Origin of the sequence: Acinetobacter sp. YH12100 (assembly GCF_013419135.1) — a bacterium.
GTDB classification, from domain to species: domain Bacteria; phylum Pseudomonadota; class Gammaproteobacteria; order Pseudomonadales; family Moraxellaceae; genus Acinetobacter; species Acinetobacter pseudolwoffii.
In genome coordinates this window covers 205700-222226 of the sequence record NZ_VPAQ01000001.1, presented here as the reverse complement: position 1 = coordinate 222226, position 16527 = coordinate 205700, and the positions used below count along the sequence as shown (strand labels likewise).

At 43.1% G+C, this 16527-nt stretch carries 13 protein-coding genes and 3 tRNA genes; 6 read left to right on the top strand and 10 right to left on the bottom strand.

What is annotated here, in order from left to right:
- Window positions 1-61: 61 nt before the first annotated feature.
- From FTU40_RS01210 to pyrC, 6 genes are all read right to left on the bottom strand, one after another.
- Window positions 62-137 (bottom strand) — tRNA-Glu (locus tag FTU40_RS01210).
- 209 nt (window positions 138-346) lie between these two features.
- Complete coding sequence (locus FTU40_RS01205) at window positions 347-496, bottom strand: hypothetical protein (protein WP_005096385.1); 150 nt, start codon at window positions 494-496, stop codon at window positions 347-349.
- 80 nt (window positions 497-576) lie between these two features.
- Window positions 577-3123, bottom strand: coding sequence for a TonB-dependent siderophore receptor (locus FTU40_RS01200; protein WP_180039455.1), 2547 nt, complete (start codon window positions 3121-3123; stop codon window positions 577-579).
- 163 nt (window positions 3124-3286) lie between these two features.
- Window positions 3287-3362: transfer RNA gene (locus FTU40_RS01195), tRNA-Glu, on the bottom strand.
- Between the two features lie 20 nt (window positions 3363-3382).
- Window positions 3383-4042: a ribonuclease T gene (rnt, locus tag FTU40_RS01190; protein WP_034608604.1), complete on the bottom strand. Its 660-nt coding sequence runs from the start codon at window positions 4040-4042 to the stop codon at window positions 3383-3385.
- On the bottom strand, window positions 4027-5061 hold the full coding sequence (gene pyrC / locus FTU40_RS01185) for a dihydroorotase (protein ID WP_100534379.1): 1035 nt from the start codon (window positions 5059-5061) through the stop codon (window positions 4027-4029). Before pyrC ends, rnt begins: the two co-directional genes overlap by 16 nt.
- Before the next feature lie 151 nt (window positions 5062-5212).
- Here pyrC and FTU40_RS01180 point away from each other — a divergent pair, with 151 nt between their 5' ends.
- Complete coding sequence (locus FTU40_RS01180) at window positions 5213-6493, top strand: diguanylate cyclase (protein WP_180039453.1); 1281 nt, start codon at window positions 5213-5215, stop codon at window positions 6491-6493.
- Between the two features lie 65 nt (window positions 6494-6558).
- On the opposite strand, the gene argG is transcribed toward FTU40_RS01180, so the two are convergent.
- A complete protein-coding gene (gene argG / locus FTU40_RS01175) occupies window positions 6559-7899 on the bottom strand; it encodes an argininosuccinate synthase (RefSeq protein ID WP_100328771.1) in 1341 nt (446 codons plus the stop codon).
- Window positions 7900-8146: 247 nt separating this feature from the next.
- Between argG and FTU40_RS01170 the strand changes: the two genes are divergently transcribed.
- From FTU40_RS01170 to FTU40_RS01160, 3 genes are all read left to right on the top strand, one after another.
- On the top strand, window positions 8147-8500 hold the full coding sequence (locus FTU40_RS01170) for a hypothetical protein (RefSeq protein WP_074383039.1): 354 nt from the start codon (window positions 8147-8149) through the stop codon (window positions 8498-8500).
- A gap of 140 nt (window positions 8501-8640) precedes the next feature.
- Window positions 8641-10677, top strand: coding sequence for an NADPH-dependent 2,4-dienoyl-CoA reductase (locus FTU40_RS01165; protein ID WP_180039450.1), 2037 nt, complete (start codon window positions 8641-8643; stop codon window positions 10675-10677).
- An 87-nt stretch (window positions 10678-10764) separates the two neighbouring features.
- Window positions 10765-10854, top strand: a tRNA-Ser gene (locus tag FTU40_RS01160).
- 131 nt (window positions 10855-10985) lie between these two features.
- Here FTU40_RS01160 and FTU40_RS01155 read toward each other — a convergent pair.
- The 3 genes from FTU40_RS01155 to FTU40_RS01145 form a co-directional block, all read right to left on the bottom strand.
- Entirely contained in the window at window positions 10986-11957 is a 972-nt protein-coding gene (locus FTU40_RS01155; RefSeq protein WP_005096395.1) for a class I SAM-dependent methyltransferase, read from the bottom strand.
- 301 nt (window positions 11958-12258) lie between these two features.
- The gene (locus FTU40_RS01150) at window positions 12259-12957 is read right to left on the bottom strand and encodes a pirin-like bicupin family protein (protein ID WP_100328769.1); all 699 of its coding nucleotides are present in this window, start codon (window positions 12955-12957) and stop codon (window positions 12259-12261) included.
- Between the two features lie 177 nt (window positions 12958-13134).
- A complete protein-coding gene (locus FTU40_RS01145; protein ID WP_180039448.1) occupies window positions 13135-14382 on the bottom strand; it encodes a L,D-transpeptidase family protein in 1248 nt (415 codons plus the stop codon).
- 206 nt (window positions 14383-14588) lie between these two features.
- Between FTU40_RS01145 and hemE the strand changes: the two genes are divergently transcribed.
- Together hemE and FTU40_RS01135 are read left to right on the top strand one after the other, a co-directional pair.
- A complete protein-coding gene (gene hemE / locus FTU40_RS01140) occupies window positions 14589-15659 on the top strand; it encodes a uroporphyrinogen decarboxylase (protein ID WP_005096398.1) in 1071 nt (356 codons plus the stop codon).
- Window positions 15660-15669: 10 nt separating this feature from the next.
- Window positions 15670-16470 carry a DUF817 family protein gene (locus FTU40_RS01135; RefSeq protein ID WP_005096399.1) on the top strand — a complete coding sequence of 267 codons (801 nt, stop codon included), beginning with the start codon at window positions 15670-15672 and terminating at the stop codon, window positions 16468-16470.
- Window positions 16471-16527: the final 57 nt, after the last annotated feature.

Here is a 16527-nt window from a genome sequence, read left to right as displayed (position 1 = left end):
ACAAATCTGCAATGTATTAATAATAATTTTGAATAAGGCTTGATCGTATGCGATCAATAGATGGCGTCCCTACGGGGATTCGAACCCCGGTTACCGCCGTGAAAGGGCGATGTCCTAGGCCTCTAGACGATAGGGACGTTGCGAGGTGATGCGTATATTAAGGACTCAATTGGTTTTTGTCAAAAGGCTTTTATATAAAAAAGCGCTAAAAGTTCAAACATTAAACAGGAGTAATGCATTAATTTTATTGAGGGCTTAAATAAGTCGAATGATTGGGCTTATTTGCTCGTCATTTAGGCGGAAAATGAAACTCCCGCGGCTGGCAGGAGTTTAAAACAGCCAGATTTTAATGATCGGGTGTTTGGTATTCTGTCGGGTTATGCACAGGAGCAGTCTGCTCGGCAGGTGTTTCTACTTTCTCTTCACGGTTCACGATATAAAGATAAAGCAGTGAAGGAGCTAAAATCAGTAAAACCAGTAAGATCTTTTTTAACATGGCACATAGACAAAGTACGAAATTGCATTAATTATAGCCTAAGCAAATTAAAAAGAGCACCGGAGTGCTCTTTATAAAACTTAGAATTTGAAAGTGACATCGGCGATAAACTGGCGGCCGATTTCAGAGTACAGTTTGCTTCCATTCACATATAAATTATTGCGGTTAGTAATATTATTTACCGTTAAGCCAAAAATCGCTGAATAATCTTTTGAAACTTTCCAATCATAGGTGGTGCGCACATCCCATGTAAAACGAGGTTTTACATCTTGTAGCGTATAAGTATCGATTTTAACGCCATCATGCACCACTTTGTCAGCAGAGCTCGCTTCTAGCACTTGCTCATAGGTGTCTTTATAGCTAAAGAAGTTGGAAGTTTTTAAAGGAAGAGAATCAAAGCCAATATTCCACATGACACGTGCAGTAATCGGTTGGTTATAGTTTGATGCAGGGCGGTCACCATAAGGCATAATTTTGCCATCAAAGGAAATCAGCTTCTGAAGATCTTCTTCGGTAAAGTTTTCCGTATAATCTGGTGCGCTACGGTACACATCCGAGTAATTGACTGCTAAGCCTAAATCATGTTGAGTGCCTTTAAATTTAAGTGGCTCAATCGTATTAAGTTCTAGCGTTACGGTATCATTTTCGCCATAACCGCTGTTATCAAACTCATAAGAATAAGTAAAATAGTCGTTTGGAATATCAGTTCTATTACGGGTGATTTCATCATCATACTGACGATTCACCCATTTTAAGCTGAGATTGGTGTTTTTAAATTGGCTATTAAACCCAAGGACAAATTCATCTGCAAATGGGGTTTTAAGATCCTTGCGGCGTGTATCATTGGCTGAAACTTTTACTTCTTCAACCCATTCAGAATTTTGATCAGCACGGCTGATGTCAAAATCTAATGAGGTCAGATGTTGACGCAAGTCCGTCATATACGTTGGGGCATTATAGTAGCGGTTCCAACCTGAAGTCAGGGTTAATAATTTATTGGAAAAAGGCTGATAACTAATGCTGCTACGTGGTGCAAAGTTAAGATTATTATTTGATTCATCATAATCAGCACGCACACCTAAACGGGCATTGAGGTTGTTCCAGCGAATATTATCTTCTAGATACAAGGCTGCTTGATGATATTGACCAGCAAAGCTGCCTGCTTTGTATATATTGCCCTTTTTAAAGTATTGACCATCAAAGACCGTAGGGACTTTATTGTTCAGGAATACAGCTGTGGTATTTTCATCGCAGAGGGGATCATTGATTTGACATTGTTGACCTTTAAGATCAAACAAGTTTTGGGTTTTCCCTGATGTTACGCCATAGAAAGTTGAAAAATCTTTGGTACGTTCCCATTGCACATCATCATAATGATAGGCAAAACCGGCGCTGATTTGATGGTCGGTGTCTGCAAATTTAAAGTTATTAAATAGCGCATCTAACCCATAACTCACAGAAGATTGTTTTAAATCAATATCTGCAGAGGTTGCACCTTCCCATACTTTTTCAGTATTTGCCCAGTCTTTGCTCCCTGCTGCATACATCCAGTTCACACCGCGATCAGATGATGATTCACGTGCATTGTCAATTTGCTGGTAATTGAGCTGGTGTATTAATTGTCCCCAATCTTGTTTTTGTTGCATCTCTGCGAAAATCAAAGCTGATTGATTATTGGTGCTGCTGTGAGAGTTACGACGTTTGTCTGCGTAAGTATTGTCTTCCAAATCACCTAAAGCGAAACCGAATTTCATACTGGTGTCTGCATTTGGATCGACATACAAGGTTCCACCGACATTGGTATTATGTTTTTCTTGATCAATTTGTTTTGGTGCAGGTAAGCCACTTTCAACAGGAATTGTTGATTTACGTTGTGAAGCATAGAGATCTAAGCCATAAACCTTTGAAAGTTTAGCAAAAATATTGGCACTAACACCTTGGCGAACATACTCTTTTTGGTTTGACTGGGTTGATGCACCTTCAAAGAGTCCTTTGTCTGCATCAGTTTTTAAGTGGTAGCGGTTCCAGTCACTTTCTGTATAGTCATAAGTGATGCTACCATGGACTTTGCCAATTTCAGATTTAGGCGCACAGGTTTCTGCCTGAACCACACCACCGGTGAAGCCACCGTGTTTTGCACTAATGTTGCTGTCTAATACTTCTAAATTACACAATAAATCGGTGTTGATTGCCACACCTTGTGAACCGCCAGACACTGCACCGTAGTTGGTTGTTCCTGAACCAGCAGGGTCGAGGTTATTGCTGTTGCTGACGCCATTAATCACAAATTTATTATTAAATGATTGTGCACCATGAATCGAAATTTCAGCCGGTTTTAAATCAGCTTGTGAGTTGGCTGCCATATGTTCATTGCTAAACTGCACATTCGGATTCACCTTTAAAAAATCAGTTATATTCTTTGAGCTATTCGGCGTTTTTGCTAAATCTTCTTTGCTATAAACCGTTTTCCCAACTTCATTTCCTTGCTGAGCTTCGACAATAATCGTGTTGAACTTAAGCGTTGCCTTATTGGGGACAGATTCTTGATAACTGGATTCTTCTGCGAAACTAGAGGTTGATAAAGCTGCCAATATAGCAAGTGAAAGTGAAGAGTAGGCAAAACGCATGAGAAGGTTAAATCTTTGAAAGATAATGAAAGCGATTATCATTAACTTGATTGCTACAATCAATAGTAATGAGAATTATTTGCATTAATTGGGCTTTAAATGTGTAAGATTTAAGCAGCTTAAGTCGCTGAAAAATAAAAATATGAAAAGGGAGGAAAATATATGGCGTCCCTACGGGGATTCGAACCCCGGTTACCGCCGTGAAAGGGCGATGTCCTAGGCCTCTAGACGATAGGGACGTTTAGAAGATGGCGGTATCTTATTGATCCGCCACCAGAGTGTCAAGCAGGTGAGGCGCGAGTTTGTTTAAAATATAGCAAAACAGTTCAGCCGTCTTCTGTGTGTCATATAACGCAGAGTGAGCTTCTTTGCCATCAAAATCGATCCCGGCCTGAATACAGGATTTCGCCAGTACGGTTTGACCAAACATCACCGCACTCAAGGTCACCGTGTCAAACACAGAAAAACTATGGAACGGGTTCTGGTTTTTGGTGCCGGTACGGGCAATTGCTGCCTGAACAAAACCTAAATCGAAATGTGCATTGTGACCCACCAAAACCGCATGGGTACAGTTTTGCTGACGGCGCACGTCATTGACCGATTTGAAAATACGCTTTAATGCGGTTTTTTCATCTTCAGCCATGGCAATCCGCATCGGATTCGATGGATCAATGCCGATGAATTCCAGTGACCTGCGATCGAGGTTGGCCCCTTCAAAAGGATTGATATGTGCATGGTAAGCTTGGCCCGGCACAAATTGGCCATCCTCATTATAAACAATCGGAATGGCCGCAATTTCCAGCAATGCATCAGTCTGTGCATTAAAACCTGCCGTCTCGACATCGACAACTACAGGTAAGAATCCACGAAAACGTTGACCAATGATTGGGAGGGTTTCATTTGTCACACTTTTCTCCATTGAATGGTTTTACCCGCATAGAGCGGAATAATCTGTTCACCATCCAAATAGTCTAAACTTTCAGGGATTACTTGATCTTCTTTAACCAGTGTAATGGTACTGGTATTACGTGGCAGGCCATAGAAGTCTGCACCAAAGTGGCTGGCAAAACCTTCCAGACGTTCAATTTTACCCACTTGATCAAATGCCTGAGCATACAGCTCAATGGCAGTCGGCGCACTATAACATCCTGCACAGCCACACGCATTTTCTTTTGCATTTTTTGAATGTGGTGCGCTGTCTGTGCCTAGGAAAAATTTAGGATTGCCACTAGTCGCCACTTCCAGCAAGGTTTGCTGATGGGTTTGACGTTTTAAAATTGGCAAGCAGTAGAAATGCGGCTTGATGCCACCCACCAGCATGTCATTACGGTTGAACAATAAATGTTGCGGCGTAATGGTTGCAGCGACATTACGGTCTTGCTCAAGCACAAAGTTTGCTGCTTCGCTGGTAGTAATGTGCTCTAACACCAGTTTCAGCTTAGGGAACTGTCTGAGCAAGGGTGCGAGGACTTCATCCAGAAAGCGCTTTTCACGGTCAAAAATATCGATATGGTTATGCGTCACTTCACCGTGCAGCAATAAAGGCACCTGATGTTCTTCAAGCTGCTCAATTACGCCATACACTTTACTCATGTCGCTGACACCACTATCAGAATTGGTGGTTGCACCCGCAGGATAGAGCTTGATGGCATTGACATGCGCAGATTCTTTGATCTTTTTAACTTCACTTGCCGGGGTGTTGTCTGTGAAATACAGCACCATACGCGGGTCGAAATTTATCCCTTCAGGTACGTGCGCCATGATGCGTTCACGATAGGCATTGGCCTCTTCAACGGTTTTAACGGGTGGTACCAGATTCGGCATACAGATTGCGCGAGAAAACTGTCTGGCTAAATCGGGAACAGTACGTTGAAGTGCTAAACCATCACGCAGGTGAACGTGCCAATCATCTGGCTGGAGAATCGTAATCGTATTCAAGGCAAATTCAGTCGAACAAATAAAACAAATGATAATCCATCTATAGCAAAAATGGTAATGAGAAAGGGCTACAAAATAAGGGATATCTATAAATTAATTTGAAAAAGTATGTTATTTTAAAATTACTAAAAAAATTACATAAATACTTGCAATGGAATACAAGTACAGTTTAGCGAAATTACAAGATGACAAGGAAAACATAGAAGAATTAATTACACGCCAAAGTCAGCGTGTAGGCCCGGTTTTCCCTCAACATCTGGAACAGGAATTCTGGGCAAAAAATCTGGAACGTGCCCGCAAACATGTCGAAAAATATGTTTGGGGTGGGGTATTGGCTTATTTTATTTTTCTGGTGGTGATGATCCCCACAGATTACTGGATTATCAGTAAAGAATATTTCGTGCATGATTTTGTGCTGTCTATGTTCGGGCTACTGAATGGCGGTATGTCATTAATTCTCTTTTATATGTTTTCCTGTTTACCCAAGATCAAGCGCTTTTTTCCGCAAGCTTCAATGCTGCTGGTATTCTGGATGCTGGTGTCGATTTCCTGTATCACGATGTTGGTTAAAACCCCAGCGTTACAACATCAGTCGATGGCAATCGTCACCATTATTTATATTCTGGGTTATATCCTGACCGGTATTAAGCCTGTACAGATGCTGGTCACCGGACTGGTCGCTGCAGCAACGACCATTATTGTATTATCAATCATGGCCATAGACTTTAATCCGCTGGTTTTTGGGCGAATTCTGATTGGGAGTTGCTTACTGGGTTATGTAATTAGTCATATGATTTTCGCGCGTGAGCGTGTGATTTTTTTATACAGTATCCGGGCCAGAATCAGTGAACAGATCCAGCGTATTCATACCACCGAATTATTACATTTAAGCCAGTATGATGAACTGACCAAGATTTCCAATCGGAGAACCTTCGATGAAACGCTTGAAGTGTATTTTGAACGGGCCCGTCGTGAAGACACTGCCTTGGCGATTCTGTTTATCGATGTGGACTTTTTTAAAAACTATAATGATTTTTATGGGCATCAGAAAGGCGATGATGTTATTTCAACCATTGCCAGAACCATCAAGAATGCGATCCGTCATATGGACTTTGTGGCGCGTTATGGCGGGGAAGAGTTTGTTGTGTTATTGCCAGAAACAGATGCACATGGTGCTTATGCCGTAGCTTCAAATATTTTCAAGGCGATTGACCGTCTGGAAATTCCCCATGAAAAATCTTTGGTTGCGAGACATATTACCATCAGTTTAGGCATTACCGTCTATCGTGGTGAAACAGATACTGATAAAGATATATTATTGGGAATTGCAGATCAGGCGTTGTATCGTGCCAAGCAGCTTGGGCGCAATAAGATTTATTATCAATCACTTCGTTCCGTCAATTCATATACCGCCAATGGCTCGATGCTTTAAACATCAAGAACAACTATCCATAAAAAAACCGCTCATCAAGAGCGGTTTTTTAACAAAAACAAAACTTAGTTTTTGTCTTTCAGTTGTGGCACTGCAGAGGCTGTACCCACTGCAAGCAAACCAGTTTCTGTATAGATGCCAAGTTTTGCGCGGGTATCGGTAATGTCCAGATTACGCATGGTCAACTGACCAATACGATCCATTGGAGAGAACATAGAATCACCTTTCTCCATAGTCAAACGCTCAGCTTCATAAGTGAGATTAGGAGATTCAGTGTTCATGATGGTGTAATCATTACCACGACGCAGTTCTAAAGTCACAGTACCGGTCACGGCTTTAGCCACCCAACGCTGTGAAGTTTCACGCAACATCAGCGCTTGAGAATCGAACCAGCGGCCTTGGTACAACAAACGGCCTAAACGTAAACCGTTGATGCGGTATTGTTCGATGGTATCTTCGTTATGAATACCGGTCACAAGACGCTCATAAGCAATATGAAGCAGCGCCATACCCGGAGCTTCATAAATACCGCGAGATTTTGCTTCGATAATACGGTTTTCGATTTGATCCGACATACCTAGACCATGACGGCCACCGATACGGTTTGCTTCAAGAATGAATTCAACTGGATCTTCGATACGTTGACCGTTGATCGCAACAGGGAAACCTTCTTCAAAAGTAATCGATACTTCTTCAGCTTTAACTTCTACGTCATCTTTCCAGAAGGCAACGCCCATGATTGGATCCACGATTTTGATGCCCGCATTCAGGTATTCAAGATCTTTGGCTTCATGGGTCGCACCCAACATGTTTGAATCTGTTGAGTAGGCTTTTTCTTTTGACATTTTATAGTCAAAACCGTTGTCGATCAGGAACTGCGACATTTCTGCACGGCCGCCAAGCTCATCGATAAAGGTTTGGTCTAGCCAAGGCTTGTAAATTTTAAGCGCAGGGTTGGTCAACAAACCATAACGGTAAAAACGTTCAATGTCGTTACCTTTGTAAGTAGAACCGTCACCCCAAATATTGACGTCATCTTCTTTCATGGCAGTGACAAGCATGGTACCTGTAACAGCACGACCAAGAGGAGTCGTATTAAAGTAAGGAACACCGCCAGTTGAAATGTGGAACGCGCCACATTGAATTGCAGCAATGCCTTCTAATGCAAGCTGTAAACGGCAGTCGATTAAGCGTGCTTTTACTGCGCCATAAGCTTCAGCTTTTTTTGGAATCGCATCGTAATCGTCTTCGTCTGGCTGACCCAAGTTCGCTGTGTAAGCATAAGGTTCAGCGCCTTTTTGTTTCATCCACAAAAGAGCAGCAGAAGTATCTAGACCACCAGAGAAGGCAATACCAACTTTTTTACCTACTGGGACATTCTGCAAGATAGTTGCATTATCAGACATTGTTCATCCTAATGATATGAAATAGGCACGCCAGAATTGGTGGCCTGAAAAAATACATATTGTCTCAATTGTATCATTAATTTATTTAGGTTTGCTTTAGAAAAGAAAAACTCGTTTTAAAATCTATATTCAATAGGCTTAAATAATCATAAATCGCACGATTTTGAGCAGAATCCTGCTAAAAAAGTAAAAATTCGCTATATTCAGCCGAATAAAGTTAAAAATCAGATAAAACAGGAATAAAAGCATGGCGACTCGCATCCCACCTTTACCTAATTTAAATCCTAAAACCAAGAATGAAACGCTGGCACTGTTGCATGGGATTTATGCCGGTCTGATTGGTTTTAGTACACTGGTATTTTTATATCTGGAATATCAGCAAGCCAGTATTTCTACGCTGAGTTTAGGTATGGTGCTGCTGCTTTTAGGCGGCCTGGTATTTTTTAATATACAGGCCAGCATCAAAGTCAAACAGGGCAATGGTTCAGGACGGACTTTATCCAGAATTATGGCCATCCTGATGCTCCTGAGTTTTCCGATTGGTACAGTATTGGGCGTGATTGCATTATGGAAATCTAGCGCGCGACAATGGCAGGATTAATCCGCCAAATAGAAAGTGATCCTCTTCTAAAGATTGATATTTGTGCCTGAAAATGCTGAACTCCGGGTCATAAAAAGCCACTGAAAATCAGTTAAAGTAAGGGAATGACTTGCTCAGCCAAATATAATCAGGGATTTGTTATGACTACGACGCGCTATGCCAACATTTTAAAGCCACTGCATTTGGGTTTTACCACCATTAAGAACCGGGTGGTGATGGGGTCGATGCATACTGGCCTAGAAGATCGTTTTTATAATTATCCCAAACTGGCTGCGTATTTTGGTGAGCGTGCAAAGGGTGGCGCAGGTCTGCTGATTACGGGTGGAATATCGCCCAACCGTCAAGGCTGGTTGTTACCGGCGGGCGGTACCATGAATACTTTGGGGGACATTGCGCCGCATCGTTTGGTGACGCATGCAGTGCATAAGCATGGTGCCAAAATTCTGTTGCAGATTCTGCATGCCGGACGTTATGGCTATCAGCCTTTTGTGGTCTCGGCCAGCCCGATCAAGTCGCCGATTTCTCCCTTTAAACCACGTGAAATGTCAGATAAACAGATTCTGAATACCATTCAGGATTATGTCAGAACGGCCAGTATTGCCAAAAAAGCCGGCTATGATGGCGTAGAAATCATGGGTTCTGAAGGCTATTTGCTGAATCAGTTTTTAAGCCGGCATGTCAATCAGCGTGCTGACCGTTGGGGTGGCCCGATCGAAAACCGGATGCGTTTTGCCGTAGAAATTGTCAAAGCGATTCGTGAGGAAATTGGCGAAAAATTTATTATCTGTTTCCGTTTGTCGCTTCTGGATCTGGTACATGATGGCAATACCATGCAAGATGTGATTACCGTGGCTAAAGCTTTGGAAAAGGCGGGGATTACTTTACTCAATACCGGTATTGGCTGGCATGAAGCACGTATTCCCACCATTGTGACTTCTGTACCGCGTGCAGCTTTTGTCGATTATACCGCTGAAGTGAAAAAGCACGTGGCGGTGCCGGTCATTGCATCGAACCGGATCAATATGCCAGATACTGCTGAAGAAATTCTGGCTTCCGGCCAGGCAGACATGGTGCAGATGGCACGTCCATTCTTGGCAGATGCCTTCTGGGTCAATAAAACCGCGACCAATCGTGTTGATGAAATCAATACCTGTATTGCCTGTAATCAGGCCTGTCTGGATCATACCTTTAAAAACCAGCGCGCAACCTGTCTGGTCAATCCACGTGCCGGCTATGAAACCGAACTGGTCTATGTCAAAACCAAAAAAGCCAAAAGTATTGCAGTGGTCGGTGGTGGTGTTGCAGGGCTGTCTGCGGCCACAGTCGCAGCCAGTCGCGGGCATGATGTGACGCTGTTTGAGGCCAGTCATGCAGTGGGTGGACAGTTTAATCTGGCTAAAGTCATTCCGGGGAAAGAAGAGTTTCACGAAACGATTCGTTATTTTAAAGTCCAATTGGAAAAAACCGGCGTTGATGTGCGATTAAATACCCAAGTGAACCGTGAACAGCTGGAACGTGAAGGTTTTGATGAAGTCATTGTCGCGACTGGTGTCGTGCCGCGAGCGCTTAAGATCGAAGGCAGTCAGGCACCGCAAGTCTTGTCTTATGCAGAAGTACTACGCGGTGCGCCAGTCGGAGATCGTGTTGCAGTCATTGGTGCAGGCGGTATTGGTTTTGATGTGTCCGAGTTTTTGTTAAAGCCGCCGCATCAGGTACAGCCGCAACCAGTGAATGAATGGAAACGTGAATGGGGTGTAGACCCGAATCCAAATTATGTCAGTGAAGGCGGCATGCAAGGTGCAGAAATTGAAGCACCTATTCGTGAAATTTATTTATTACAACGTAAAAAGACACCGCTTGGCACAGGCCTAGGCAAGACTTCAGGCTGGGTACATCGTGCCCAATTAAAAAAACACGCGGTGCGCATGTTGCGCGGTGTGCAATATAAATCTGTTACCGATGAAGGCTTATGGATTGAGGTGGATGGCCACGCTCAATTATTGCGTGTGGATAGTATTGTGGTGTGTGCAGGACAGGAGTCGGTAAAAGATTTGATGCCACTTGCCGGGGAAAATACCTTGGCACAATATCATATTATTGGTGGGGCTAAACTGGCTGCCGAGCTGGATGCCAAGCGTGCCATTCGTGAAGGAGCCGAATTGGCCGCCAAATTGTAGGGATTTGATGAAACTATATGCAGTTAATCAGATTCACTGTAACTTTCACTTGTCAGTTACATAAAAGCGCCGTATTATTGCGCCCATGGAAGCGTGGCAGAGCGGTTTAATGCACCGGTCTTGAAAACCGACGAGGGTGTGAGTCCTCCGTGAGTTCGAATCTCACCGCTTCCGCCAAATTTTAAAAACCCCAATCGAAAGATTGGGGTTTTTTTTATTGCTGATGAATTTTACAGAATGATTTAAAATAAACGGATCTTAAAGAGGTTCGATATTTAAAAAGTCGATAATTTATAAACAGATATTCTTCAATCGCATACTTCAATCTTAATCAGAGCCAGAGCAATTCTTTCCACATGCTGATAAGCAGGTTGCTCTAATTCTTCACCAAAAATATCCGGATCAATTTCCTCATAAGACCAGTGAATATTTTGATGCTGCTGCATCAGGTCTTGCAGATACTGTAAAAATCGATTGCCATTTCGTGTGATGGTAGCGCCGGTATATAAAAATAAACGGCCGCCTGAATTTAGCCTTTGCAGGCCTTGTTTTATAATTTTAAAAGATAATTCATTGCCATCGAGCTCATTACCTCCGTGTCGATATTGCCGTTGCTCAGGATCAATTAAATAAGGTGGATTGGCAAAAATCAGGTCAAACTGACCTTCAAGATTGGAAAATAAATTGCTCTGTACAGGAGAGATTGAAGCAAAACCCGAAAAATCAATGTTGAGCTGACTATAGAGCAAGGCTTTGGGGTTTAGATCTGCTACAAAGATTTCCTCATGATCCGGAAAGTATTTGGCGATACTGATGGCAGCAGCAGAGGTGCCACAGCATATTTCAGCAGCCCGTTTGAAAGGGCGAGGTTCGGTGGCTAGATATTGCTTGAGATGATAGACAAAGCGATAAGTATCGGGACCAAAAAAAACAGCATCCTGTTGTGTGGTCGGAAAGGAAGAGTGAATAAAGAGTTCACCTTCCAGTGAAGCGACTCTGACCAGACTGGTGTATTGCTCATCCTGAACCTGTAGAAGTTGCTGTTTTGCCAGCAAGGAAAAAAGAACCGGATCAAGATCGGTTTTGCTAAATTCCAGATTCCAGCCAAATATATCCTGCAGGGTTATTTCCTGATTTTTCTCGTTTCTTTTACGATCTAAAATCCGTTGATGCGACAACGGGGTAATGGCTGTGAACTGATAGTTTTGTTGTTTTAAAAACGCTAGTAAAAAATGCAGAGCATGTTGCTGGTGATTCTGAATTTCTAAAATCTGGTTCATAAGCGTTGCTCTTTGGTTTATTTAAAATCAATACAAAGCTGGATAGACGTTGAATCCCATATAAGACCATGACCAGATCAGCCATTCGCGATGCGTTCATTCAATAGAAATGAATCAGCTTCATCTTCGCCTGAAATGCCAGAATTTTAAGTAAAAAACTGATGTGAATTGGTGTGATTTTTATAGCTGTTTTTAAAAAATTATCTTCTGATAAAGCTTCTGTCTGCTTTTATTCTCGATTCATAAAAAATGGCTATTCATCAAAGTGATTAATAGCCATGATGGGTGAGAGCCTTAAAACTTAGTGAGGCACTTCTGGTAAATCAAACCAGATCACTTGCGCATCATCGATGGCTTGAATCGCTGAGTCATCCAGAAAAGCAATTGCACCACCCGCCTCAACTCTATGTTCTGCAATCTGCACAGTGCCAGAAACTACATGAATATAATTGATCTGCTGGGTGGCCTGCACTTGCAAACTTTGACCTTGCTGAATTACCGCAGTTTTGACTTCAGCATTCTGACGAATATGCATCGGCGCATTGCCATTCGGTCCACAAATCAAATGCCACTGGTTGGGCTGCTCATGCGGATCCAGGCGAATTTGCTGATAATTCGGTTTGGCATCCTGTTCATTGGGAATAATCCAGATTTGCAGTAAATGTACCTGTTCATCACCCTGATTCATTTCACTATGACGAATACCTGTTCCGGCACTCATGAGCTGCCATTCACCGGCAGCAATGCCGCCATGATTGCCCATGCTGTCCTGATGAGTAATGGTTCCTTTCAGTACGCAGGTCAGGATTTCCATATTGTCATGGGGATGGGTTCCAAAACCCTGATGCCCAGCGATTAAATCGTCATTAATAACACGTAAGGCACTGATCCCCATATACTTGGGATCATACCAGTTACCAAATGAGAAGCTGTGCTTAGACTCCAGCCAGCCCATTTTTACATGACCACGATTTTCGCTAGGATGTAGAAAAGCTTTCATGATTTCATCTCGATCTTATTTTCAACTTGAGATCATCATACTGTTGTTTTAAGCTCAAAAAAATCTCAAATGGGCGACATATCATTGCATTTTTGCAACGATATGTCAGCTTAAAATCAAGTCATAAAAAAGCCCACTGAAAAGCGGGCCATTTTATTCAAAGCATTTTATGGATCATTATTCCAGGAAACGAACAGTTACGCCAGATTTGACTTTACGGCCAAGATCATTGGCATCCCAGTTGGTCAGACGGATACAACCGTGTGAATAGGATTTAGAAATCATGGACGGATTCGGTGTACCGTGAATACCAAATGATTTTTTGTTGAGGCCAATCCAGACATTACCGACCGGGCCGTTTGGACCTGGTGGTAGAGACAGTGGTTTGGTGTTTTTACCTTGAACAAAGTTACTTGGCGAGTAGCTATACCAAGGATTTGGTGCAACGCCGGTGATTTTATAAGTACCCGTTGGTGAAGGCGTACTGGTATTGCCGATACTTGCAGGGAATGAGCCGATCATTTGATTTTTACTGTTAAATAAGTACAGTTGTTTGGCACCTTTATGTGCAACAATCAAGTGAATCCCTTCTGGTAGCTCATTACGAACATTGGTCACCAGAATCTTTTGGCCGACTTTGTTAAAATTAGCACCTGGATTCAACTTCTTCAGGAAGTTTTCATCCATATGGAACTTTTCACTGAGCATTTCAGATGCGCTAGTGTAGTACAAACCTTTCATTTTAGCCTGTAGCGCATAATCTGAAGGAATCGATTTGGCAAATGGTCCTGCCAGATCTTTTTCAGTAATGGTGTACTCTACAAAGGTCGGCTTGGAACCCTGACGTGCCACCAGTTTGTCCCAGGTTTCCTGCGTCAGTACGCCATTTGGCTTGATGCCATTCATTTGCTGGAAAGAGGCAATTGCTTTCAGTGTGTTCTTGCCGCTGGTACCATCAATCGCACCCGGTGAAGCGTGGGCATTGTTGAGCATGACATGTGCACGTGCGTAGACCGGAAATTGACCTGCACCAATGTTTTCATACCACTGGGCATTGTTTAAGCCGTCTAAAGTCCACGAAGCTTTGGTCGCAGCAGAGTTCGTCGGGGCCTTGGTATTTGGCGCTGCACCAATGTCGGCAGATTGATCTTCGGTATCTTGTAGCTCATTCAGTGCTTCAGAGGCCTGATTTAAGTCTTGTTGTTCTTGCGCCGTAATTTTGGCTTCAGCCGGTGCTTGGGCGACTGAAGCTTCAGCCGGTGCTTGGGCGGCTGAAGCTTCAGTCGCGAGTGGATCAATAGGATCCTGGACTGAAACATCGGTAACAACTTGCGGGTTCAATGGTTGTTCAGCAGTAGACGCAGCAAAAACAGTACCTGCGAAAATGCAACCTAAACTCACAGCGAGCATTGTGCGAACGAACATGTAAATCAACCTTAAAATTATTTCTTTAAAAATGTGAAAAAACACTATAAGTATTACAGAAAAAATGTGGAGATGCAGTAGTTGTTTTGTGTAAAACATCACATTTGGTCGCTTAAGCTGATCGGTTTTTAAAGTCAGCAGAAGTTATTAAAAATACAACCTTTTTGTTATGATATGGCGAATATCAAAGATAGATAGGAAAGTAAATGACGACCTTAAAAAATGATCGTTTTCTGCGCGCCTTGTTGCGTGAACCTGTAGATGCCACTCCGGTATGGATGATGCGTCAGGCGGGCCGTTATTTACCAGAATATCGCGCAACGCGTGCTCAGGCAGGAGATTTCCTTTCTCTTTGCAAAAATACTGAACTGGCCTGTGAAGTGACCTTACAGCCTTTACGCCGTTATGATCTGGACGCCGCGATTTTGTTCTCTGACATTTTGACAGTGCCTGATGCTTTAGGTTTAGGATTGTATTTTGAAGTGGGTGAAGGGCCTAAATTTCATAAAACTGTCCGTACCGAGCAGGATGTCGCAAATCTGCCAGCCTTTAATGCAAAATCGGATCTGGATTATGTGATGAATGCAGTGTCGACCATTCGTTCAGCCTTGGGTGGCCAGGTTCCTCTGATCGGTTTCTCTGGCAGTCCGTGGACCTTGGCGACTTATATGGTAGAAGGCGGTTCAAGCAAAGATTTCCGCTTCACCAAAAATATGATGTATGCACAGCCTGAAGTGCTGCATGCTTTGCTGGAACGTCTAGCCGATGCCGTGATTGATTATCTGAATGCGCAGATTGATGCAGGTGCACAAGCGGTACAGATTTTTGATAGTTGGGGCGGCGCACTGGCACATCGTGAATATATTGAATTCTCGCTCAACTATATGAAGAAGATTGTTACTGGCTTGCACCGTGAAAAAGATGGCCGCAAGATTCCAGTAATTCTGTTTACCAAAGGTGGCGGTCAGTGGTTGGAACCGATGATCGCTACAGGCGCAGATGCCTTTGGTCTGGACTGGACCACACCACTGGATGTAGCACGTCAAACCGTTGCGGGTCGTGCTGCGCTTCAGGGTAACCTCGACCCTGCGACCTTATATGGTTCATCGGAAACTATTATTAAGGCGACCAAAGCCATGCTGGATGATGCTTATGCCAATGGTGAAAAAACCGGTTATGTAGCAAACCTCGGCCACGGCATTACCCAGTGGGTCGATCCAGCCAATCCAAAAGCCTTTATTGATACCGTACATGAGTATAGTGCTAAATATCTTTAGGATTTAAACCTTGATCGATCTATTCAAATCAGGGTTTGAATTTACCTATAAGGCAGCTTCGGCTGCCTTATTTGGGATTCTACTCCTGCTGGCGTTTGCACTCACTGCTGCCATGGGCAGTGATCTGTTTTACGGTTTTTACCGTTATGACTATCTGTTATTTTTTGCCCTGCTCATTCAGGTGCTGCTGCTTTATACCAAACTGGAATCCTGGGCCGAAGCCAAAGTGATTGCGCTGTTTCATCTCATGGCCATGGTGATGGAAATCTTTCTGACCCATCCTGCGATTGCCTCCTGGTATTATCCACAACCGGCAATCTTTAAAATTATGACCGTGCCTTTATTTGCCGGTTTTATGTATTCTGCGGTCGGCAGTTTTTTTGCGCGTTCCTTGCGTTTATATCAGGTCTCATTTGAAAAGTTGCCAGGCTTTCGCCATATGTTGCTGCTGGCGGTGTTGTCTTATATCAACTTTATGAGCAAGTTTTTTATTCCTGACTATCGCATGCTTTTATTTGTCTGGAGCGTGCTGATGTTCTGGAAAACTAAAATTCGTTTTCAGTTGAATCAGCACGCTTTTCAGTTGCCAATGTTACCGATCTTGCTGCTGCTGGCCTTTATCATCTGGATTGCCGAGAACATCAGTACCTTTTATCAGATCTGGCTCTATCCAAGTCAGATTGAACAATGGCATATGGTGGGCTGGGGCAAACTCGGGTCCTGGTATTTGTTGTTATTGCTGAGTCTGGTCTTGGTACTGAAGATTTTAGGGCAGCGCAATTTACATGGCGACTGGACGCTGAAAGAGTAATGGAATTATTCAGGTTATGTTTATGTAAAGCATGCATTTTTTCGATTGCGCCAAACC